The sequence below is a fragment of the Streptomyces sp. NPDC034103 genome, assembly GCF_055575395.1.
In genome coordinates this window covers 32140-53417 of the sequence record NZ_JBVISS010000021.1, presented here as the reverse complement: position 1 = coordinate 53417, position 21278 = coordinate 32140, and the positions used below count along the sequence as shown (strand labels likewise).

Here is a 21278-nt window from a genome sequence, read left to right as displayed (position 1 = left end):
TCCTTTGGCAGGGCAAGGTTGCTGTGCGTTCGGCCCGACAGTTGGCGTCCCGCCGCTGCTTGCGTGCGTATCGGTGGTGACTCATGCGGTCGTGCCGCTCCATCCCCGGGGCACTACCTGTCCGCTCGTCGGTGCGGCCGTTCACTTCACTGTGCGGTCGGAGTCCAGGCTGGGCTCTTGGCACAGCTACGTCGACTCGTTTCGCTCTCGCCCGAAGTGAGGCCACCGAGCAGAATCACGGACGTGGCGTTACGTTTTCACTTCACGGCCAAGGACCTGGCCCGCACGCGTCTGGCCCCAGGGCCCCGCCCGCTGCTGGAACTGACCATCGGGATCCGGCAGTTGCAGGAGAAGTCGCATCCTGTGCACTTTGATGCCTGGCGGCATCGGACGGGCAGGCACCTCCACCCGCGGTTCCGGCCCCTGTTCGAGCTGATCCCCCCGACCGGTGCGGCGCTGGAGTTCCTCAGCCTGATCGACGAGGGAAGTCCGGCCGACCTCGTGGAGCAACTGCGCTCCACTCCCACCGCACGTGTCCGCAGGGATATGGAGGAGTGGGCGGGGCAGCGGACCGCGAGACTGTCACCACAGACCCGTCAGGCCAGCGAAAACGCTGTGTTCGTGCAGCAGTTGGCCGACTTGGTCGAGGAAGCTCACGAGCGCTTCATCGCCCCGTACTGGCCACAGATCGACCGGCTGGCCGCCACGGACCGGATCTTGCGTCTGAAGCATCTGAGCGAACACGGGGTCGAGCGGCTGCTTCGCGAGCTGAACCCCCGCCGGATCATCTGGAAGCCTCCCGTCCTGCACGTCACCACGGCCTCCGGGCTCAGTGGCGACGTCCACCTCGGCGGCCAGGGGCTGCTGCTCATCCCTACCGTGTTCGGCTCCCACTCCCCGGTCATGGAGTACGACGTGGGGCAGCCGTGGATGACCTTCCCAATCCGTTCCGACCAGCCGCTCTCCGCAGCACCATCTGCTGTCACCGCGACCGCTCTGGCCGAACCACCCCAGTCCCTGACTGCTCTCCTGGGCCGCACTCGTGCCCTTGTCCTGAGCGTGATCGCTGACCATCCAGGCAGCACCACCACCCAGCTTGCCGAACGTGCCTGTATCTCGCTGGCCAGCGCCAGCGAACACATCACCGTCCTGCGTAACGCCGGCCTCGCCACCCTCCTTCGCGACGGCAAACACGCCCTGCACACCCTCACCACAGCGGGCCACCTCCTGCTCGCCTCCTCACGAGGGTTGTGAAGCGGCCAGCGGTTCCGTCTCGCGATCAGCGAGTACCTACTTACCAGCAACGGGAGCCCGCAGCATTTGAGGTGTAAGGCACGCGCTCCGTGCGGAGGGCGGCAGCCTGACCGGGGTTGGACGATCAGCACGACCCCGGGGATGCCTCGCCCGGATCGATACCGGCTGGAGCGCTCGTCCGCCCGGGCCGGCCGCTTGGATGGGCATCTAGAGGACACCTTTGTAGTCCTGCCAGCCGGTGGCGATCCTCGTGCGGGTCCCGAACGAGTCCTTGCTGTCGCCGTGTTGCGACAAACCTTCCCCGCGCTGTGCCATCGCCGGTGATGTCGCCGACGCCAACGATCACGTTGTAGGAAACGAGCCGCACATTTTCTACGAGGCGCGCGGCCTGGAGTGAGGACGACTACCAGATCGAACTCCACACGCCCGATTGGGAGGACGACCGGCCCCACTACGGTCGCGTCCGTCTGGTGAACTCGATCACCGACGCTGCCGCCGCCCGCCGCGAGACACCGTCCGCCCCCGCTCGGCGCCGCGACTACCGCCCCGCCGCCCAGGGATGCGCAATCGGGATCCGATCCTGTTGGCTCTGCGTCCACGGTGAGTTGGCACAGGGGCCTCAACCCGCGAGACATCCGACGCGGACCGGCGGAACCTGGTCGGTGCGAACCTGATCAAATCTGTCCAGCGCGGACCTGATCGACGCACCACACTGGGAACCGGGATCAGGAACTGTCAGACCGTTACGGCATGCTCGCCGGCATGAACGAAGACGCCTTCTGGCAGCTCATCGAGGACTGCAGGCCCACGGCACCTGACCCGGATGCCGAACTCCTGGCAGCCATGCTCGCCGAGCGGCTTGCCCAGTCCCCGTTGCCACGGGTCATCGGCTTTGCCGAACACCTGTCATGGGCGCTGTACCGGCTGGACCGTAAGGAGTACGGACACGACCTGGGCACAGACGCCTTCCTCTACACCCGTGCCGCGGTCGTCGCCGCCGGCCGCACCGAGTTCGACAGCGTCCTCCAGGACCCGTCGGCCTTCACGCCTTACGCCCTCGACCTCATCTGGGCCGAGCCCCTGCTCTACACCCCGGACCGGGCATACCAACGAATCACCGGCAAGCAGTGGGGCCGCAAGACCCGCTACTCCTACGAATCCTGCTCCAACACCGAGGGCTGGGCTGACTCAACGCCATGGCCTGCGGGAGGTGACGAACGCCAGCACCGTTGATCTTCCTCACGGAACGGGAGCCAGAACCCATTCGTGACCCCACAGGGCCGCCGGGGGCTGGGCCCACCCGTGTTAGCGGTGGGGCACCCGTCGTCGGCTACCTGGTCAACCGCGTCGAGCAGTGAGCCCACCAGTTCCTCATGACGCTGACCGTCCACTCCCCGGGACGGGCGGGACAGCAAGATGCCCTTCGCCTCGCCCAAGGCAGTGGGGCCCGCGCCGGGCAGCTCGCGCGTGACGATGACCGCGTCTATCACATCCACCCTGCGGTCGGTCAGCAACTGCTGGATGCATCCATTCCCGCATGTGAGCCAAGCAGCGGCCCGCACTCCGTAACGAGAGCGGAGATCCCCTCCACGCGAGTTGCGTCAAGCGGCACCGGCTTCTCCCCCCTCGGTTCGGTGCGGCCAGAAATACCCTGACTATGTCAAGCGCCGGCACGGCCAACGGGCGGACCGCCTGAGCGCGCCCCGATCCGCGGTCGCGGCCGCGCCGCCCATCCCGAAGGTGGATGAGCTCGGGTCCTCAAGGGTGGCCTTGGCGAGCGGGGCGACGGTGAAGCCACAGGCGTTGTGGGCCATGTCCTGGTACCAGGCCGCATCGACCTGCCTCATGCCGAGACATGCACACAGCCACGCTGATCGAGGCAGTCTGCAGCGGCCTGGACTTCCGCGACCACTACACCGAAGTCCTCGCCGAAGTCATGATGGCCAAGCGCGAGGACAAGCCCCTGCCCGAGGCGCCGGAGCCCGAGCAGCCCGGGCAGGTGCTGGACCTGATGGCCGCCCTGCAGACCTGACCGCCGCACGCGCGGCGCTGATCGGAGGCCTGGATGCCATCGGCGACTGGGCAGCGCCGCCGATCCACAGGCTACGACTGATGCCGTTGTCCTGTGCCAGCAAACCTTGAGCGCGTGCCATCGGAGGCCGGTGACTGGTCCTTTCGTGACAGCGAAGGTTGATCGCCCTGGTGGGGCCAGGCCGTCAATCCACGTACGCGGCCCCCTGTCGGTACGGCCGACTAGGGTGATCACTTCGGTGGGTGCGGATGAAGGGTTGGTCTGTGCCCATGAAAGGGGAGGCGCCATGAGTGGCGGCATTCAGTGGCTAGTGGATCAGGACGACTGGCAGCACGGTGTGGTCTTCGCGCGCGGCATCGAGCCGGAGGAGCTGGGCGTGCGGATGGGTGGCACGCCGGGATCCGTCGTGTCCCCGATCACGGAAACAGAGGCATGGAACATGGTTCTGGACCTTGCGGCTGACGACGATGATGTTGTGCGGGTCGGTGCCTGCGGTGGCTGGTCCTTTGCCATTGAATACGGGATGGGCGATGGGGGCGACAGGCTGGTGGAGATCTCTCGGAACGGCGTGGAAGCCATCCACCTGGATCCTTCCCCGGACCATCCGCCGGCGATGTTCTCCTATGCCAGAGACGGTGCAGACGTTTGTAGTTTTGGACTCGGCGAAGAAGTCTGGCGATGGGGTGAGCAGCCGGACCTGCTGCTGCCGGAGCTGATAGCGGCTGATGTGCTGCACCCGGACGGCGAGTACGCACGACCGGACGGCGAGTCCTACCTCGACCGCGACCGCCGCACCCTGGCGCTCCTTGAGACCCGATTCGGTCTGTTCCTCCCCCGCGACGAAGTCGTGAACCAGCGCCTGCCGGCCTTCCGTATCTGAGTGACAACCTCGGATCATGGCTCACCAAGCGACCGAACTCCGATGGCGGCAGAGGTCGTGCGGCAGTTGAAGGCCGAAGGCATCTACCCCTACGACGAACACGTGCTGAAGATCCCCGCCTCGTCCTGGACCCGAACGTCGAGGCTGACGGTGAGGCCTGTAACGGGGGCCTGGGTCGCCGAGCTCACCGGCAAGCTCCTGGACGGCTGGCCCAGGGCATGCAGCTCAACGCCGCAAAGAACGGCCCTATCCCGGCGCCCAGTTGAGGATCACGGACGCATGCGGCATGCGGATCACGTGCTTCGCGAGCAACGCCACCAGCCAGCCGATCGCCGACCTCGAGCTGCGTCACCGGCTCCGGGCACGGGCCGAGGACCGGATCCGGGCCGCCCGCCTACCCACCATCAGCTCCGGAGAGCAAAAGGGTCCACCGACTCCGTCTGTGGACCCTCAAGAATGATCGAGGTTAGATTTACACTCCCTCCAGCTCATTCTGAAACGGTCAGTAGGCGTTCTGGACGCTTTTGCCGCGGTAATAGCGGATGGCGTTGGGGTAGCTGGTGTGCTCCTTGTACAGGAGTGCGTGTCCCTTGAGTGCGCTGATCTGCCACGCGTCGCCGAGCGTCCGTGCCAGGAGCCGGAACGCCGTGTCCGCGGACAACGGACCTTCCGGGACCACCAGTGGGGCCGGTTCCAAGTGCTCGGATTCCAGCCTGTGCCGGAATCTGTAGGGGAGCCCTGCCTTGATGAAATCGGCGAATTCCTTCGGCGACCATGTTCGACGCACTCCGTCGTCGCGGAGGGCCCAGTCCAGGTCGATGGGGTGGACCATGTCGAAATGCTGGGGGCTGAGTTCGCTTTGGTCCCGCAGACGGCCCGCGTCGTTGTTGCCGAATCCGTTGAGGTTCCAAGGGAGCTGAGCGCCGTGCTCCTCTTTCAGGTATCTGATGACGAGCCGTTCCGGGGCGACAGCGGACATGTCGTCTTCGATGTACATGTAGGTGAAGTACATCTCCTCCGGGAGGATCCCCTTGCGGCCCGTGATCTTCCGTCGGAGGGCGGCGAGCCGGTTCGGCAGGATCTGGTCAGACTTGCCCACGTACACGGGTTCTGCCGCCAGGTACGGCACCTTGCGGACCAGCTGGAAGATTCCGGGCCGCGGAACCATCTTGCACAGTTCCTCCTCAGCTAGCGGCACGGGCACCTGCTCGTCAAGAACCCGCCACAGCCGGGCGCCCAGCGCGTCGAAGCCGAGGTGGAAACTGACGCTGTCATCGGTTGTGGCCTGCCTGGCCGGACTCGCTGCGCGGATGCTCCTGGGCGCCACGGCGCGGGTTGCGTTTGCCTGAGCCTCGTCCTCATCCTCCTCGGCTCGGGTCTCGGCAACCTCCAGTTGCCGCTCCAGAAAGGCACACCGCAACTCGGCTTCGTGTGCGCGGCGCTTGGCTTCCTTCAGCTCCGCCTCATACCGAGTGAGCGACTCCCGCAGGGCGTCCCGCTCGGCGCGCATGGACTCGAAGCCCTCACGTTGCTGCTCGAGTTCGATGCGGTGTGCCAGGCGATCGGCGGCACCTGCGTCCTCCAGCTGCCGTAGCTGGAACTGTTGCTCGTCGAGCTGCTCCTGCGCGCGGCGGACCAACTCACGCAGGAGTCGGGCTTCATGCTGGAAGTGGCGGTTCTCCCGGTCGGCCCGCGCCAGTTCGTCCCGCAGGTCTTGCAGGGCTCCACTCGCTGGACTTGTGGCGCGCAGGGCGCTCCGGTGCAGTCTTCGTACCAAGTCCCTGGCGGCCGGCGTCAACTCGGTACCCGTCGCCCGGTCGCCGTTGTCGAGGAGCTGTTCGACGAATTCGGCGGGAGGTACCAAAGCTCCGCTGAAGAATCGGGAAAGGGTGGAGCGATCCCAGGAGACGCGGGACGCGTAGCGGTTCAGTGACACCCCCAGGCGCTGAGCCAAGTCGCGCAGAACGAGGGCAAGTTCGAAGCGCTCTGGTCCGACCTTGGCTCTGTCGACGTCCTTCTGGAAGACCATCGTGCGCGGCCCGCTCGGAACCAGTTCCCCCTGCGACATCCGTTCTCCTCCGTCGACCCCATCGTGTTGTTGCGTGAAGTCGCAACAGTGTGCGCGTGCCGAAACACTCGTCCGTCTTCCATGATCGGTCACCTGCTACTGGACCGACTGAGGGGCCCCATGACCACCACTACCGCGCTGATCGTCCTCCTGCTCCTGCTGCTCGCCGTGTTGCTGGGTGGGGCGTTGTTCTACCTCGTCCATACGCGCCCGCGTCTCGCCGTCCCGCTCACGGTCGCCATGGCTGGCATGACCTTGCTTGCCACCTGTGTGGTCGGCATCATCGCCCGGTGATTCGACGAATCTGCCGCTCTAGGTTTCCTCTCATCAGTCCAACTGCTGTCCTACGTAGGGGCGTCGAGGAGGGCGATCTGGGTACGCTGCCCCTTGTGCAGGCAGGGTCTGCTGCGGCTGCTCGCACAGGGGCAGGCCATCTCTGAGATCGCTCGGCGACTGCACCTGGACCGCAAGTCCGCCGCTTCCGCGACACCGGCCTCGATGAGCTGCTGGCCTTCCCCCGGTGCGGCCGCCTCAAGGGAGCACTCGGGCTGTAGCCCTTGCCGGCGCCTTGAGGTCGGGATCACCGGTCTGATCACTTGCGACGAGCACATCGATGCCGCTGCCGCGGCGACGCCGGCGCGGGTTGTCACCGCGATCAACATCAGCACCGCAGCCACCCTGAGGCCCAGGGTGCACGTCGTGAGCGCGCACCACGACGTCGTCGCCCCTGGCGCCGACCCGAGCGCGTACGTCGCCGCGATCTGCGCCGGTAACTCGGCAGGTCGACGCGGGCGAGCGCGACGGGCTGACCGGCAGTGCGCGCGAGGACCTGGTCGCGCTGTGGCGGGAGAACCGCCGGCTGGGCGAGGACGTGCAGGTCCTCAAGCGTTCACCCACACCTACGCCTACGGCCCACCGGCCTCCCTCGCGGCACCACCACCGAGGCAGTTCCGCAGCCTTACCGCTACAGCGGCCGCAGGAGACCAATCCCTACCTGTACGGCGCGGCCGGACCCCGTGAACCGCAGCGATTCCAACGGACTCCTGAGTCTTGGGGCCATTGTCGACGGGGCATTCGGTGGCGAGGACTTGGTCGGAATCGGGCCGGGCCGTTCCACTGACTACCGCAGGCTGTGCCATCGGCAGGCACACGGTGAGCCGTGTAATCGCAGACGTAATGCAGGACTCCCTGTCCTGAGAGGAGATGATATGGACGCAGGCCGGGATGAAGAGGGACTGCTGGGTCTCAGTGACGAAAATGGGACCTGCCGTGGCCTCGATCGGACTGTGGATCACGTTGGCCGGTTCGGTCGCTCTCGTACTCATTGGAGTCATCGGCATGCTCGCAGGTATCGAGCCGGCTGTCTGGGTGGCGGTCATCGGCGCGATATCTACCGTGGGCTCAGGGGTGCTCATGTGCATGCGGAAGAGGTGATGCAGGGAAATTTACCCTTGGACCGATAGCCTCGCCGACACTGTCTTTCCCCTGGCCCTAGGTAAGAGCTGTATCCGACCAAAGTCGATCGACTTGCCTACTTTTGGTAGCTGTTGGCGTACTGGGCATGGCGGGACCCTGGGCTCATGAGCGATTCGAAGGTTCCCCTTGCGGCGGGCTCGTACGTCGGTTCTCCGGCCGAGGAACTCGCCGGGCGCAAGCGAGGGCACCGGATCGCCGCGGGGGTGGACCAGCGGGTGCTGTTCTCGCGGGCCGGACGGCTGGAACTCCATCCCGACCGCCTAGTGATCGGCGGCTGGCATGGTGGGTCCGATCTCGTGCTGCGGCCGGAGGAGGTGAGATCGGTGGCCAACGAGTACACCGGTCTGTACGGCCGGTTCGTCGGCGGGCTGCTGAACTCGGGCAGGCCGCTCATCGTGGAGACGGTCACGGCCGGCGAGATCTACCTGATGGTGGATCACAAGACGTTCCTGGAGACCACCGCCAACCGCAAGTGGACCCGCCTGCTGAAGAGTTGGCTGGTGTCGGGAGATGGCTGAGCCGGGCATGGGGCGAAGGCGGCGGACGGCCAGGCCGGTAGGGGTCATGACGGCCCTGATGACGATCTCCCTGAGCGTCCCGGCGGCCGGCGCTTCGGTTACGACGGGCGGGGCAGACCCGGTGGTGCGCACCGATCTGGGTCCGGTGCGCGGAGTCGCGACGGGACGAGAGTGGATCCTGCCTGCAGAGCTGGCCCGAGAACGTGATGGCCCCCGGCCTCGACGCCATCTCCTATTGGGCGCCCCGAACGACCGTGGAGTCTCGGGGCGCCGCGGTGGCGGCGGGGCTGGGCTGCGCGGGACCGCACGAACCGGCATGTCTGCGCCGGACGGACACCGGGAAGCTCCTGGCGTTGAACGGCCAGTTCGTCACGCCGGCGTTCGGGACCCGGACACTGCCCACCGACCCGGTCAAGGCACTGCGGACCGGCGCCTTCCATCGGGTACCGGTGATGCAGGGCAACACCCGGGACGAACACCGGCTGTTCGGGAGCCTTTTCGAGGCGGAGAAGCCCATCGATGACGCCCGCTACCGGGCTCTGCTGGCGACGTCCTTCGGGGAACGCATGGCCCGTCGCGTCTACGCTCGGTATCCGTCCCGGGCGTACTCCAGCCAGTCGGGTTCCCCGGCCGCGCTGGCCTGGGCCGCGGTCGGCACCGACGTCGGATGGGTGTGCCCGACCCTTGCCGCCGACCGGCTTCTGGCCCGGCACGTGCCCGTCTTTAGTTTCGAGTTCGCCGAGCCGAACGTCCCGGATTTCCTTGGCATTTTCCCCAAGGGCTACCCGCCCGGGGCCTTTCACGGCTCGGAGCTTCCCTTGCTCTTCGACATCAAGGGCACGTCCGTGCCGCTCGACCTCGCGCAGCGGAACCTGTCCGAATCGATGATCATGTATTGGGCCGCGTTCGCCGCTCAGGGCGATCCGAACAGGGCGGGACTGCCCCGCTGGTCGAGGTTCCCCGCCACCCAGTCGCTGGACTCCGCGCGCGACGGGATTTCCCAGACCGATCTGGCCACCGGTCACCACTGCCGATTCTGGGCGTCACGGACATGAGGACTCCGTGGTGATCGGCGCCGGGCGCGCGGCCGGCTGTCCAATAGCGCCTTCACCCCTCCCGAGCACCTCATCGAGACCATCCGCCACGGGATGAGGCGGCGCCAAGGGGTCGGGCATGTCCCTGGCCTGCGGACGTGCCTCGTCTTCCGTCCTGGCCGTCGTCACCGGCCGTGAGGGTGGGGACCGCTGGCAGGTGACCCGGTCGCGAGAGGCACCTGCCGAAGGGCGCGGATCAGGCCGATCCGGCCGAGCAGTCCGCTGGGCAGCCAGGCCGAGGTCGCAGCGCCCCGGCGGCCTTGCCGCCGGGAGGGACACTCGGCCGGGTGCCACCGGTCCGGCGCCTGGCGATGACAGGGCGTCATGCCGCAGGGGCGCAACCGCTGGTCTGTGACGTCGACCGCGCGCAGCCACTCCTCGGGGTCCAGACCCGACAGGGCGATGGAGGCGGACGTGTCCAGCACGCGCAGCACCACGTTCCCGCCCTCGACGTGAGCACGGGCCCCGGGCACCCTTCAGCAGGTCGCCGTGCTCGTCGGCGCGCGGCAGCAGCGTCCCGGCCAGGTCCATGGCCTGGGTGTCGTCCGGGTAGTGCCGCTCGCTGGGGCCGGCCTCGAAGCGGATCGGGAGGCGATCCGGGCGCGGGTCGACGTACTCGATGCCCCACGGGTGCGCGGTGGTGATCCGGCGCCAGGCCAGTGCGGCCATCACTCGGGCCTCCAGCAGGAGCTGGTCGGCGTCCGGCTGTGGGATCAGTAGCGCGCCGGGTGCGGCGGCTTCGATCCGGCGCAGGGCGGACTGCCAGGGCAGCCCGGTGTACAGACGCAGCAGTTCGGCGCGACGTTCGAGGGCGGTTGTCTTCACGACTCGAAGCCCCTCAACACCGCGGAGCCGCCCCGACACAGCGCGCGCGGCAGAGAGCCACGAGGAACATCCGGACCATGCGGCGGTGCCAGCCGAGTTGGCTTCTCCACGGCGTGCTCGATGTCGGGCCGGGCACAGGGCAGGGGCCCTGCCGGGCTCACCGCTCTGGATCGCAGCACGTCGTGACGGGCGGGCCCTTCCCCATGATTTGCATGCCCGGATTTGAGCCCGAGAAGGGGCGACCAGCCGGCCCCACAAGGCGTTCTCCATACGTGCATTGAATTTCACGTGCCACCCTCTCGAGCGACCGTGACCTGTTCAACTTCGCCGCCTTATCAAAGGCCCTGGCAGAACAAGACGCTCTTTGACTCTCCCTGCCATCAGCACCAAACCGAGAGATCACACCTTGATTCCTCACGCCTCGTCAAAGGTCTCGAGCAGGCGCTCGTACGCCAGCTTCGGCCGCAGGGCCGCGTCCCAGGGGAGGGAATCGGCCGTGCGCGGAGGATAGATCTTGGTGTCGGCGGTGGAACCGTACCGGTCGGTGAATCCCCATGTGGAGAACGATGTGCAGTTCGGCTCCTCCAGGCATACCCGCAGCTTGCCCGCCATCTCATCAGCCTGGGTCTGCCGCCCGTCCTCCTCGTCCTGACCTATGGGGACGTCCATCTCCGACACCCGCGCCTGAACCCCGAGCTCCGCCAGATCCCGCACATGGCTGCGGAAGGTCTCCGGGGCGATGCGGTCGCCGGGTGCGTACTCATGGTTCTGGAAACCCACGCCGTCGATCGGTACGCCGCGTTCCTTGAGCCGCTTGACCAGATCGTAAAGGGCGTCCCACCGCTCGCCTTCCTCCTCGACCCCGTACTCGTTGAGGAACAGCCGTGCCTTCGGGTCGGCCCGGTGGGCGGCCCTGAACGCCTCGTCGATGTACTCCTCGCCCATGGCCTCGAACCACGGGCTCTGCTCGGAGCGCAGACCGAGATCCCCGTTGGTGTAGCTCTTCTCGTCGTCGGACATGGGCTCGTTGACCACATCCCATTCCGCGACTTTTCCCTTGAAGTGCCCGGCGACCATGGCGATGTGCCGGAGCATGGTCCGGCGCACCTCCTCGGGGTCGTCGTTCTCCCGCATCCAGTGGGGCAGAGCCTCGTGCCAGACGAGGGTGTGCGCGTGCACCTTCATGTCGTTTGCGCGGGCGAAGCGTACGAGTAGGTCCGCGTCGCGGAAGTCGTAGACGCCCCGGCGCGGGTGGAGGAACTGTGGCTTGAACGCGTTCTCCGGAGTGAGCATGGAGAACTGGCTCCCCGCGAGCGCCCGGTAGCGTGAGTCGGTGAGCAGCGGGTTCTCGGCCAGGGCGGTGCCGACGTCGAACGGCCGCCCCACGTCTGCGGCCCGCGCACGCAGCGAGTCGTCGGACTGCTTCTGGCGTAGCTGCGGCGCCTTGATCACACGGAGCGAGTCACCGCTCTCTGCCCGCGTGATCAGCCGCGTCAGACGCCATCCCTCGCGGCGCTCGACTTCGCCCGCGTCCGCCTCCAGACCGAACCAGACAGTGCCCTCGGCGAACACCCCCGGGTCCTGCACGGTTCCCAGCCGCCGCCCGTCGGCTTCTACGCGGAAGGTGTTACCGATGCTCGACACGGCGAGCGTCACCGTCCCGGAGCAGCCGCAGTCGAAATTCTTGGAGGTGGCTGGCTCATCGCCTTGGCCGTCCCATATCTGTACCTTCACTTGTCCGTCGGAGGTCACGCCGACGCGGAGTGAGGGCCGCTCCTGCCGCCACTCGTCGTAGATGACCGGTACCCGTCCGTACAGCCGCAGCCATGAGTCGCCGCCATCGTCACCCACACCGGACATGCGCGCGGTGACGGTGAAGTCGCCATCGGACCTAAGATGCGGGCCGGCCAGGTTCAGCGGGGGATTGGGCTGGCCGCCGGAGGAGTCCTGCTCCACGATGTGCCGATCCGATGCGCTGACCCGCAGGATGTCGTTCCGCGCGGTGGTGCCCGGCATCTGCGTCCAGTCGTGGTTCCGCAGCAGGTCCTCGTCGTTTCCGCCGCCCGCGCCTTCGCCCTGCCCCGTACACCCGGCCGCCACCGCCATGACGAGCGCCACGGCGGTCAGTCGCTGCCACGTCCCCCCACCAAGGTCCACGGTCCCTCCCACTCCCTGTTCGATCAAGTTACACGGCTCGTTTGACAGACCCGCCTGGGACGGGCGTCAAGCCCTTGTACCTCCGGTCATCGACGAGTGCGACGTTGGCCAAGAAGCCGTCTCCGGAGAAACGGACGTCGGCCGCTCGGCAAAACGCCGCCAGGGTGGGGTAGGCCGCGGCCTGGAGGAACCGGTGCAGCCGCCTCCGCCCGGAGTGGTGCGCACCGCGGGCTGCGGGAGGATGGCGTCAGAGTGCGGCCCTGCACGACGTACTGCTCGTGCAGCCACTCTTCCAGCTTCCTGCGCTGCGTGGCGCGGCGCGGCGCCGGGGGATGCCGTGCTCGTCGGCAAGCAGGGCCAGGGCCTTGCGGCAGATGTCCGTCTCGCGCGCGACTGTGAAGACGGCCGTCACGTCTTGGTCGAAGTCGGCGTGGAGCGGTCGTGTCAGCTCAGGCCGGGACTCGTAGGCGACGTGGTCGCGCATGGTTGATGACCGATACAGGCCGGAATCGTGCTTCTGGCCTTCTCGTCGGCGGAACGTACGCCAAGGAATCGAGGGCTCGAAGACGTCGATGCCCGTCGTCGACCAGACCAGGTCCTAGGTGCGTGTCCCCGTTCTGCCAGGCGCTGGCCTGTCGAGGGTGAGGGCTCACGCCGTCCTCGGCAACTCTTGCGCCCTGCTGTCGCTGAGTGCGGGCCCTCAGGACGGTGGGGGGAAGCGGACGGTGAGCAGGGCCCGGTCGTCGGGGAATGCCGCTTCGGGTTGGTGGTGCAGGAACCGGTCGCACAGCTCGGCGATGCCCAGGCCGCTGGTGGTGCGGGCGAATTCGGTCAGCCGTCGCATGCCGATGGCGAGGTCTTCGCGGCGGCGCTCGATCAGCCCGTCGGTGTACAGCAACAGGGTGTCGTTCTCGCTCACGGTGATGTCGGCCTGTCGATAGCACACGTCCCGGACGGGTCCGAGCGGTGGCGAGGTCGCCTGATCCAGGTAGGTGCTGGTGCCGTCGGCGTGGATGAGCAGGGGCGGGGGATGGCCGGCTCGTGCGTAGGTCAGCGTGTGGGTGCGGCGGTCGAAGACCAGGTAGCAGGCGGTGGCCATGTGGTTCGGGTGGTAACGGCCCAGGAAGGCGTTGAGTTCGTGGAGGACGGCGGTGGGCTCGGTGCCGCAACGCGGCACGATGTTGCGCAGAGCTGCGGTGATCTGCGCCATGACGGTCGCTTCGTGCAGTCCGTGGCCGGCGACGTCACCGATACTCAGGCCGATGTGATCGGCGTCCACGTCGTAGACGTCGGACCAGTCGCCGCCGACCGAGAGCAGATCACTGCCAGGGGCGTAGCAGGTGGCCGTCTCCAGGCCGGGCAGGCGCGGCAGCTGGGGCAGCAGGCTGAGCTGCAGGCGTTCGGCGACGCGATGCTCGTGCTCGTGGAGGCCGGCCCGGCGCAGGGCCTGCGCGATCTGCTGGGCAACAGCCGTCATGTGCTCGGGAGCGACGGAGCTGTCCGAGCCGTAGACGATCAGCATGCCCAGCGGGACGCCGTCCGCCTCGAGGGACAGCGCGACGGGGACCGCATGCGCGGATTCACCGGGAAGCGGGCCGTCGGAGGAAGAGGGCTGGTCCAGGTCGGTCCAACCTCCCGCGCCGGGCGCAAGACCGTTGTCCTCCGGCGGCAGGGGCGGTACCAGCCGTGCCGAGTGCAGGTAGAGCTCCGCCGCGGTGGCCCCCAGGACGGCCGGCGCCACCTCGCTGACGGCGCGGGAGACCTCCGCGAGAGTGATCGCGCCGGCCAGGGCGGCGGTCAGGTCGTACAGGTGCTGCAGACGGGAGCGGGCGGCCTGTTCGGCGGCCAGCAGCCGCTCCCTGTCCGCTTCGGTGGCCCGGCGGAAGGCCACCTCCCGGTTCAGCGCCTCCACCTGCTGGCTGAGCACGGCGAACCGGTCGGACGCCCCGGCCTCGACGAGGTGCAGCTGCGCGGCCGGCTGCGGGCCGTCCCACCAGGTGGCCCTGGCCCCGTGACAGCGGAATCGTCGCGTGCGGCCATCCGCGTCCTTGAGGACCAGCGCGCCGGGCGCGGGACTTCCGCTGCGCAGCCATACAGCCAGATGCTGACGCAGCAACGGGGTGTCGTCGGGCCGAAGATCGAACAGGCTGGCACCCGGCCGCAGTCGGTCGTCGCAGCGGACGGCCGACGGGTTGGCGGCCAGCACACGGCCGTCGGCCCCGCACAGGAGCACCGGATGGGGCAGCGGTCTGGTGATGGCCCGGAAGAGGCCAAGGGTCATGGAGCCACAGCCCGGTCGCCGAAGTACTCACGGCTACTCACCGTGTCGACATCCACATCGGGGATCAGGTGCACCACCACCCTGCAACCCACGTCGCCGCGCGCGATGGTCTCCTCCAGCTCCACGCGCGCATAGCCCAGGTTGCGGGAGGCGATGGTTCCGAAGACGTTGGACGTCATCATGCACATCGACTCCCGGCCCACCACCTTCTCCGCGAACGGGCACACGCGGTTGCCCAGCACGATCTTCGTCTCGTCGTGCTCGATGACGTAGAAATCACCGTTGATGCGGCGCTTGAGGTCCACGAGGGCCTCGGCGACCTGCTCACCCGTGAGCCGGTCGGTTCCCAGCGCCTTGAGGTACATCTCGTCGATCTGTGTGCCGACGGCCTGCCCCACCAGGCTGACGTAACCGGACGCCTCCGCCAAGCCGATCACCGACTCCAGCGATGTCGCCAACTCACGCACCAAAGTCCGCAGGAACACATCACGATCCAGTGGAATCGCCACATCCGATAGCTGTCCCATGCCGACTCCCTCGCCCTCGGCCCCCGGCGGCAGCGCGACCGGTGTGACCTCATGTCGTGTGACGGGGTGATTCTGCCAGCGCGCTCCAGCCCGTTACCACCAGTCCCGTCCACAGTGGCGCCCAACCCTTCACAGGATCACCCCGTCACCCGACGGACACAGATGATTCACCAGGCAGGCAGGGGTAACCCGACAGACATGAGATCGGCTGTACGCAGCGCCAGCCGGCAGCTGAGGAGGAACGCCATCCAGGTTGGAGGAATCTCGTGAACGGCGATCCGACCATCCCATCCTGCGAGTCGCGTTTCCCCGCTGTCACGGCGAGCATCGCGGCCGCCCGGCACTGGGTCCGCGACTGCGTGGATGCTTTCGGCGGCCCGCTGCGCCAGCACCGGATGATCGAGACGGCCGAACTGCTCGTCTCGGAACTGATCACCAACGCCATCCGCCACGGCGCCGGCTCACCTTTGATCCGACTCACCTGGAACGGCCGGCTGCTACGCATCGCGGTCAGCGACAACAGCGACCGCTGGCCGCGCATGCGGGACACCAAGAACACCGAGCCCGGCGGCTTCGGCATGCAGCTCCTCGAACGGCTCGCGCACCGCTGGGGCGTCACCCCGCGCCACCCCGGCAAAACAGTCTGGGCCGAACTCAGCCTCGCTCCCTGAGCTTGGCCTTCCATGGTCCGTGTGGCAGCAGGCGCTGAATCAGCTGGTCGAGCGTCGCGCCGTGGTGCAGCATGTGGGCCTGTCCCGGGTGAGGTTCGTGGATGCGGCCGGTGTGACGGACCAGGCGCTCATCGCACAGCGTCTCCCCGAGGGGCGGCGGATCGTGCTTGACCGACCACCGCCGCAGTTTCCCCGCATCCTCGAGCTTTGCCGGCCCGGTATTGCCCCGATCGAGTGGCTGCGTGATGCGCACAGCGTCGTGAAGGGCTGGGTGAGCGAGCGGCGGAGTCCTACGCAGCCCGGCGGCCGTGGACTCCTACTCGTCCACCAACTCGCCGACCCCGCCCACGCCCACACCGCCCGGGCGCCACTACCATCTGCTGCTACCTCCCCAGCTGACCACAACCAGGTGGTGGGACCGCTTGCGACAGCGCAGGCATGGATACGGGAGGATGGGGTAGGCGGTGCGCCGTCGGCCGTTTTGCAGGCGATAGCGGTCGACTCGAACTTGGGGAGGGCACAGCATGGCGCTCATGAGCATTCCGGCGGCACTGAACGCACGAACGGGCGAGCTGCCGGAGGTCGCCGACCCCTCCCGGGTGGCGCCCAAGGACGCTCGCCAGCTGTCCCGGCTCTTCTTCGAAGAGCTGACGGTCCTGGAAGAGGGCACCCCTGAGTACAGCTACGCCCGCGGAACGCTGATCGAGATGAACATGTCCCTGGTCCGATACGCGGCGGGCCGTTTCCGCAGTCGCGGCGCGGAGGAGATGGAGGACATCGTCCAGGTCGGCATGATCGGCCTGATCAAGGCCATCGACCGTTTCGAGCTGACGCGCGAAGTGGAGTTCACCTCGTTCGCGATCCCCTACATCGTGGGCGAGATCAAGCGGTTCTTCCGCGACACCACCTGGGCCGTGCACGTACCGCGTCGGCTGCAGGAGGCCCGCGTCGAACTCGCCCGTGCCACGGAGGAGCTGCGCAGCCGGCTCGGCCGTACGCCCACGGTCCAGGAGCTGTCGGAGCTGATGAGCCTGTCCGAGGAAGAGGTGCGGGAGGCCCGTCTGGCCGCCAACGGCTACAACTCCTCCTCCCTGGACGCCGCGATCGGTGGGAGCGAAGACGGCGAGAGCGCCCTGCAGGACTTCATCGGTGCCGAAGACCAGGCGCTGGAACTGGTGGAGGACTTCCACACCCTCGCCCCGCTGCTCGCCGAACTCGATGAGCGGGACCGGCAGATCATCCACATGCGGTTCGTGGACGAACTCACCCAGGCCCAGATCGGCGAACACCTGGGCGTGTCCCAGATGCACGTCTCCCGACTCCTGTCACGGACCCTGAGCCGCCTGCGTGAAGGCATGCTCACCCAGCACTGAGGCCCCCTGGCAACGCGATGCCAGATCCGCAGAGTCCATCGGCGGACGTTGGCCGACCCGGGTGCGCCGCAGGAACCATGGCACCGTGACCGGCAACCCGCACGGGCGGACGGTGGTGTTGGTTCATGGCTTCGGCTGACACTGCCTGGGCTGGCCGGGGACGACCGGGTGGTGCTGTTCGACCGCGTCGGCTCGGGCCGCTCGGATGCGGCAACCATCGCGAGGATCAGCGCCACGCTGCTGACCTGGCTGGTCTGGACCGCGACGCGGTGGTGGGCCGGATGCGGTTCGCCGCCAGGTGGACGGCTACCTGGCCGGTAGCGGAGTCGAGTTTGACGGTGCCGAAGGCCGCGGCGGTCAGCGCCTCGTCCTGAACCTCGCCGGCATGGAATCACGCCGGGTCTTTGCCGGATGGATGGGGGAGCAGGCGAAATCAGCGGCATCGCCCCGGGGATCGGACCAGCCGACGGCGCCCGTACGCCGTGCTCAGGTGTCGGAGGGGCGGAAGGTTGCGGAAAAGCGGCAGCACGCTGCGGTCGCGGGTCGCGGGTCGCGGGTCGCGGGTGCGGGGTCGCGGGGTCGCGCGGCTGGTGGACCCGGCGTTGCCCGGCGGCTTGGTGGCGACGCTGAAGGCGTCGGAGGGCTCGCGGTTCTCGGAGCTGCAGCGGTTGGACCGTGCGCCGACGCGTATGACGGGCACCGCGTTCGCCCGCGCGCTGGAGCGCGTGGATGGGATCGGTGGGATCGGTGCGTATCGGCTCGGTCGGCTGAAGCTGTCTCCGTTCCCACGGAACCGCAAGGCGGCGCTGGCCCGGTACGGGGGTGGGCCACGAGCTCCGCGAGGAGGACATCGCCCGGCTGCCCCCGCTCAAGCACGCGACCTGAACCTGCGCGGCCGCTACAGCTTCACTACCTCGACTCCGGCCGCCTGGCCCTGCGTCCGCTGTGCGACCCGGACGCGCCGGAGCTGGTCGGGAACGGCGAGTCTGCCGCCGACCGAGGGGGATGCGCTAGGGACTGCCTGGCCGGGGGTTTCGACGCCGACCGCCCGCACAGCAGTGGTGTGGGCGGTCGGCTCCTGGGCTGTCAGGCGACGACCCTGCCGAAGAGGTGGTTGGCAGGAGCGTCCGGGTCGTTGCCGTAGAAGAACTCGGTGAGGGCCTGATGGAATTCAGCGCGGTCCAGCCCACCGGAGCCGTCCCTGTCCAGAGCGGCGAAGACCGTGGCGCAGTCCTCGCCGGGCACACCGGCGACCGAGTCGAACATCTGCTGGAACTCGGCCTGGTCGATCTTGCCGTCTGCGTTGAGGTCGACAAGGTCGAAGAAGCAGTCGGTGACCGGCGCGATCTGGTGTGGATAGAGGGCAGGGTCGGTCAGGACGTTCCTGAAGCCTTCCGTCATCTCCCGCAGATCGACCTTTCCGTCACCGTCCTGGTCCATCGGGGCGATCACATTGGTCCAGAACCCGTCCATTCCCTCGATGAGCCGGCGGGCGGTCGCGGAGTCCGGCGCGGTGTCTCGGGCGGCGATGTAGCGCTCGCTCATCGCGCGGACGTCTTGCTGGGTGATGAACCCGTCGCTGTCGACGTCGGCGCCCCTGAACCACTGGCCGTACTTGAGGTCTTGTAGTGCTGTCACGACTGCGCACAGTATTCATCTGATTACGCAATTGCAAAACGAGGGAGGTGGCGCCCCTGGCAGCCGGGGCGGCCCGCTGCGCGCTTGACGACGGCGAACACGGAAGGGCCTGCCTGAGGAGGCAGGCAACTTGCGTGTCAGTGTTCGAGGTGTGGTGGTGTGTAGGCGAGCACATCCGGAAGGGGGCCGTCGTAGAGTTCGACGTCGACGAGCGCGCTGTGGGCGCTCGGTCCCTGGGAGAGGCGCGAGCACCCTCGGTCGGCCGTGAGGGTGTTCGGATTGCCGTGGCGGTCCAAGGTGCCGCTCTGGCCTGGCTGGGCCGGGTCCCACCATGCTCCGGTGGACAGTTGGATGACGCCTGGCATGACGTCGTCCGACAGGACTGCGCCCGCCAGGCAGCTGCCGCGGTCGTTGTGGACGCGTACGATCATGCCGTTCTCGATGCCGCGGGACGCGGCGTCCAGCGGATTGATCGTCACGGGTTCACGGCCACGGATCTTCGACTTGAGGCTGTGGCCGCCGTTGTCGTACTGGCTGTGCAGGCGTGAGGCGGGCTGATTCGAGATCAGGTGCAGCGGGAATCGGTCCGACAGGCCGGCACGGAGCCACTCCATCGGTTCGAACCATGCCGGATGCCCGGTGCAGTCGTCGTAGCCGAACGAGTCGATTTCCTCGGAGAAGATCTCGATCCGGCCCGATGGGGTCGTGAGGGGGAAACGCTGCGGATCTGCGCGGAGTGCCTCGAAGCTGCCGGGGAACGGGCCTCTGAGCGCTGGTAGTTCAGCGGTGGAGTTTCGCCAGAAGTCATCGAAGCTCGGCAAGGCCCCGTCGTCGCCGAGGTTGGCCCTCGTCTGCTCGTAGAGGTGCTGGACCCATTCGATCTCGGAGCGTGACTGGGTGAACTCGCGCTCGTATCCGAGCCGGGAGGCCAGGGTGGTGAAGATGTGGTGGTCGGTGCGTGACTCGCCCGCCGGCTCACGGACTTTCGGCATCGCGACGAGGTGGGGGTCGGAGAATCCGGCGGCGAAGTCGTCGCGCTCCAGGCTGGTGGCGACGGGAAGGACGATGTCGGCGAACTTGGCCGTGGTGTTCCACCAGGCTTCGTGAACCACCACCGTGTCAGGGGTCTGCCAGGCGCGGGTCAAGCGGTGGAGATCTTGGTGGTGGTGGAACGGGTTTCCTCCGCACCAGTAGATCAGGCGGAGTTCGGGCAAGGTCAGGCGCCGGCCGTCGTAGTCGATGGCCCTGCCCGGATGCAGCAGGGTGTCGGCGATCCGTGCGACAGGGATGAAATCCGCAACAGGGTTGGGAACCCTGGGAATTGATGCCACGGAGGGTCGGCCGGGGGCGACGCCGGTCGCGTCCATCGTCGCGTAGCCCGCGCCCCAGCCGCAGCCGGGCCGCCCCATCGAGCCCGCCATGGCAGCCAGTACGACCGACATCCAGATCGGCTGCTCGCCGTGGTCCGCCCGTTGGATCGCGTAGTTGACCATGATGAGCGAACGTTGCGTGGACAGGCGGCGTGCCAGTTCAGTGATCGTGTCCCGGCTTATGCCCGTGATCCTCGCTGCCCAGGCAGCATCCTTGGCGACGCCGTCGAGTTCGCCGGTCACGTAGGAGGCGAAGCGGTCGAACCCGACGCAGCAGCGGCGAAGGAAGTCCTCGTCGTGCCAGCCGTTGACCAGCATGGTGTGTGCCATGCCGAGCATCGCGGCGGTGTCGGTGTTGGGGATGACGGGCAGCCACTCGGCGTCGAGGAAGCCGGCGGTGTCGCTGCGGATGGGGCTGATGTTCACGAACCGCACCCCGGCCGCACGGCACTTTCGCTGCAGGTCCTGCGTCTGGTGTCTGGCCAGTCCGCCGGGGTTGATCTGGCTGTTCTTGAGGGCCAGCCCTCCGAACGCCACCACAAGCTCACAGTTGTCGGCGATCTCGTCCCACATCGGCATCCGGGACTGGTAGCTCCACGGAGCTCCGCCGATCACATGGGGGAGAATGACCTCCAAAGCTGCGGTGCTGTACGTGTTGCGAGAGTCGGTGTATCCGCCGCCTAACGCCAGGAACCGTTGGAGTTGCGCCTGTGCGTTGTGGAACGCGCCCGCACTCGCCCAGCCGTAGGAGCCGCCGAACACGGCGCTGTCTCCGTGCTGTGAACGCACTCGGCGCAGTTCCTCGCTCACCAGGGTGATCGCGTCGTCCCAACTCACCTCCACGAAGGCGTCCGTGCCCCTGGCCGTGTCGTGGGCGCGCGGCAGGCCGTTCAGCCAGCCCTTGCGTACCGCGGGGCGCAATACGCGCGCGCTGTCGTCGGCGGCTGTCACCATTCCGGGTCCGATAGGCGATGGCGCCGGGTCATCGTCCCTCGGCTCGATTCGCACCAGCCGACCGGAGTCAACCACCGCGACGAAACTGCCCCAGTGCGTCGCGACCGACATGCGTCGTTCCACGATGCCTCAACTCCGTCTCTGAAGTTCCCCGGCTCTC

17 protein-coding genes and 3 pseudogenes are annotated in these 21278 nt (G+C 67.6%); 12 read left to right on the top strand and 8 right to left on the bottom strand.

The genetic code is table 11. The features are described from left to right. Positions 1-243: 243 nt before the first annotated feature. The 5 genes and pseudogenes from ACZ56U_RS36465 to ACZ56U_RS36445 form a co-directional block, all read left to right on the top strand. Positions 244-1254, top strand: a complete 1011-nt coding sequence (locus tag ACZ56U_RS36465; protein WP_469088226.1) for a winged helix-turn-helix domain-containing protein — start codon at positions 244-246, stop codon at positions 1252-1254. Between the two features lie 762 nt (positions 1255-2016). Next, complete coding sequence (locus ACZ56U_RS36460; protein WP_469088225.1) at positions 2017-2487, top strand: DUF4240 domain-containing protein; 471 nt, start codon at positions 2017-2019, stop codon at positions 2485-2487. 622 nt (positions 2488-3109) lie between these two features. After that, positions 3110-3286 (top strand): hypothetical protein, encoded by a 177-nt coding sequence (locus tag ACZ56U_RS36455; RefSeq protein ID WP_469088224.1) that lies wholly within the window; start codon positions 3110-3112, stop codon positions 3284-3286. A gap of 286 nt (positions 3287-3572) precedes the next feature. Then, a complete protein-coding gene (locus tag ACZ56U_RS36450; RefSeq protein WP_469088223.1) occupies positions 3573-4166 on the top strand; it encodes a DUF6461 domain-containing protein in 594 nt (197 codons plus the stop codon). Positions 4167-4262: 96 nt separating this feature from the next. Next, positions 4263-4560: pseudogene (locus tag ACZ56U_RS36445) on the top strand (IS1380 family transposase); the annotation flags it as partial. A 108-nt stretch (positions 4561-4668) separates the two neighbouring features. Here ACZ56U_RS36445 and ACZ56U_RS36440 read toward each other — a convergent pair. Next, positions 4669-6234 carry a helix-turn-helix domain-containing protein gene (locus tag ACZ56U_RS36440; RefSeq protein ID WP_469088222.1) on the bottom strand — a complete coding sequence of 522 codons (1566 nt, stop codon included), beginning with the start codon at positions 6232-6234 and terminating at the stop codon, positions 4669-4671. A gap of 120 nt (positions 6235-6354) precedes the next feature. Here ACZ56U_RS36440 and ACZ56U_RS36435 point away from each other — a divergent pair, with 120 nt between their 5' ends. The 3 genes from ACZ56U_RS36435 to ACZ56U_RS36425 all read left to right on the top strand — a co-directional run bounded on the left by ACZ56U_RS36435 (position 6355) and on the right by ACZ56U_RS36425 (position 9283). Further along, the gene (locus ACZ56U_RS36435) at positions 6355-6528 is read left to right on the top strand and encodes a hypothetical protein (protein ID WP_469088221.1); all 174 of its coding nucleotides are present in this window, start codon (positions 6355-6357) and stop codon (positions 6526-6528) included. A gap of 1286 nt (positions 6529-7814) precedes the next feature. After that, entirely contained in the window at positions 7815-8228 is a 414-nt protein-coding gene (locus ACZ56U_RS36430) for a hypothetical protein (protein WP_469088220.1), read from the top strand. A gap of 206 nt (positions 8229-8434) precedes the next feature. Next, positions 8435-9283, top strand: a complete 849-nt coding sequence (locus ACZ56U_RS36425; RefSeq protein ID WP_469088219.1) for a carboxylesterase family protein — start codon at positions 8435-8437, stop codon at positions 9281-9283. Between the two features lie 164 nt (positions 9284-9447). On the opposite strand, the gene ACZ56U_RS36420 is transcribed toward ACZ56U_RS36425, so the two are convergent. The 4 genes from ACZ56U_RS36420 to ACZ56U_RS36405 form a co-directional block, all read right to left on the bottom strand. Continuing rightward, positions 9448-9747 carry a hypothetical protein gene (locus tag ACZ56U_RS36420; protein WP_469088218.1) on the bottom strand — a complete coding sequence of 100 codons (300 nt, stop codon included), beginning with the start codon at positions 9745-9747 and terminating at the stop codon, positions 9448-9450. An 814-nt stretch (positions 9748-10561) separates the two neighbouring features. Beyond that, positions 10562-12304: an endo-1,4-beta-xylanase gene (locus ACZ56U_RS36415; protein WP_469088217.1), complete on the bottom strand. Its 1743-nt coding sequence runs from the start codon at positions 12302-12304 to the stop codon at positions 10562-10564. Positions 12305-13004: 700 nt separating this feature from the next. Beyond that, positions 13005-14585: a SpoIIE family protein phosphatase gene (locus ACZ56U_RS36410; protein WP_469088216.1), complete on the bottom strand. Its 1581-nt coding sequence runs from the start codon at positions 14583-14585 to the stop codon at positions 13005-13007. Continuing rightward, on the bottom strand, positions 14582-15112 hold the full coding sequence (locus ACZ56U_RS36405; protein ID WP_469088215.1) for a methanogen output domain 1-containing protein: 531 nt from the start codon (positions 15110-15112) through the stop codon (positions 14582-14584). Before ACZ56U_RS36405 ends, ACZ56U_RS36410 begins: the two co-directional genes overlap by 4 nt. 266 nt (positions 15113-15378) lie before the next feature. Here ACZ56U_RS36405 and ACZ56U_RS36400 point away from each other — a divergent pair, with 266 nt between their 5' ends. Then, positions 15379-15783 (top strand): ATP-binding protein, encoded by a 405-nt coding sequence (locus ACZ56U_RS36400; RefSeq protein ID WP_469088214.1) that lies wholly within the window; start codon positions 15379-15381, stop codon positions 15781-15783. Here the strand turns inward: ACZ56U_RS36400 and ACZ56U_RS36395 are convergent. Then, the gene (locus ACZ56U_RS36395; protein ID WP_469088213.1) at positions 15767-16036 is read right to left on the bottom strand and encodes a hypothetical protein; all 270 of its coding nucleotides are present in this window, start codon (positions 16034-16036) and stop codon (positions 15767-15769) included. The two genes, ACZ56U_RS36400 and ACZ56U_RS36395, sit on opposite strands and share 17 nt — an antisense overlap. Positions 16037-16307: 271 nt before the next feature. Between ACZ56U_RS36395 and ACZ56U_RS36390 the strand changes: the two genes are divergently transcribed. The 3 genes and pseudogenes from ACZ56U_RS36390 to ACZ56U_RS36380 form a co-directional block, all read left to right on the top strand. Beyond that, positions 16308-17156, top strand: coding sequence for an RNA polymerase sigma factor SigF (locus tag ACZ56U_RS36390; protein ID WP_469088212.1), 849 nt, complete (start codon positions 16308-16310; stop codon positions 17154-17156). Between the two features lie 61 nt (positions 17157-17217). After that, a pseudogene (locus ACZ56U_RS36385) lies at positions 17218-17378 on the top strand (alpha/beta fold hydrolase); the annotation flags it as partial. A gap of 241 nt (positions 17379-17619) precedes the next feature. Beyond that, positions 17620-18022: pseudogene (locus ACZ56U_RS36380) on the top strand (hypothetical protein); the annotation flags it as partial. Between the two features lie 220 nt (positions 18023-18242). Here ACZ56U_RS36380 and ACZ56U_RS36375 read toward each other — a convergent pair. Together ACZ56U_RS36375 and ACZ56U_RS36370 are read right to left on the bottom strand one after the other, a co-directional pair. After that, positions 18243-18794, bottom strand: coding sequence for an EF-hand domain-containing protein (locus ACZ56U_RS36375; RefSeq protein WP_469088211.1), 552 nt, complete (start codon positions 18792-18794; stop codon positions 18243-18245). Positions 18795-18931: 137 nt separating this feature from the next. Then, positions 18932-21241 carry a molybdopterin-dependent oxidoreductase gene (locus tag ACZ56U_RS36370; protein ID WP_469088210.1) on the bottom strand — a complete coding sequence of 770 codons (2310 nt, stop codon included), beginning with the start codon at positions 21239-21241 and terminating at the stop codon, positions 18932-18934. Between the last annotated feature and the right edge of the window lie 37 nt (positions 21242-21278).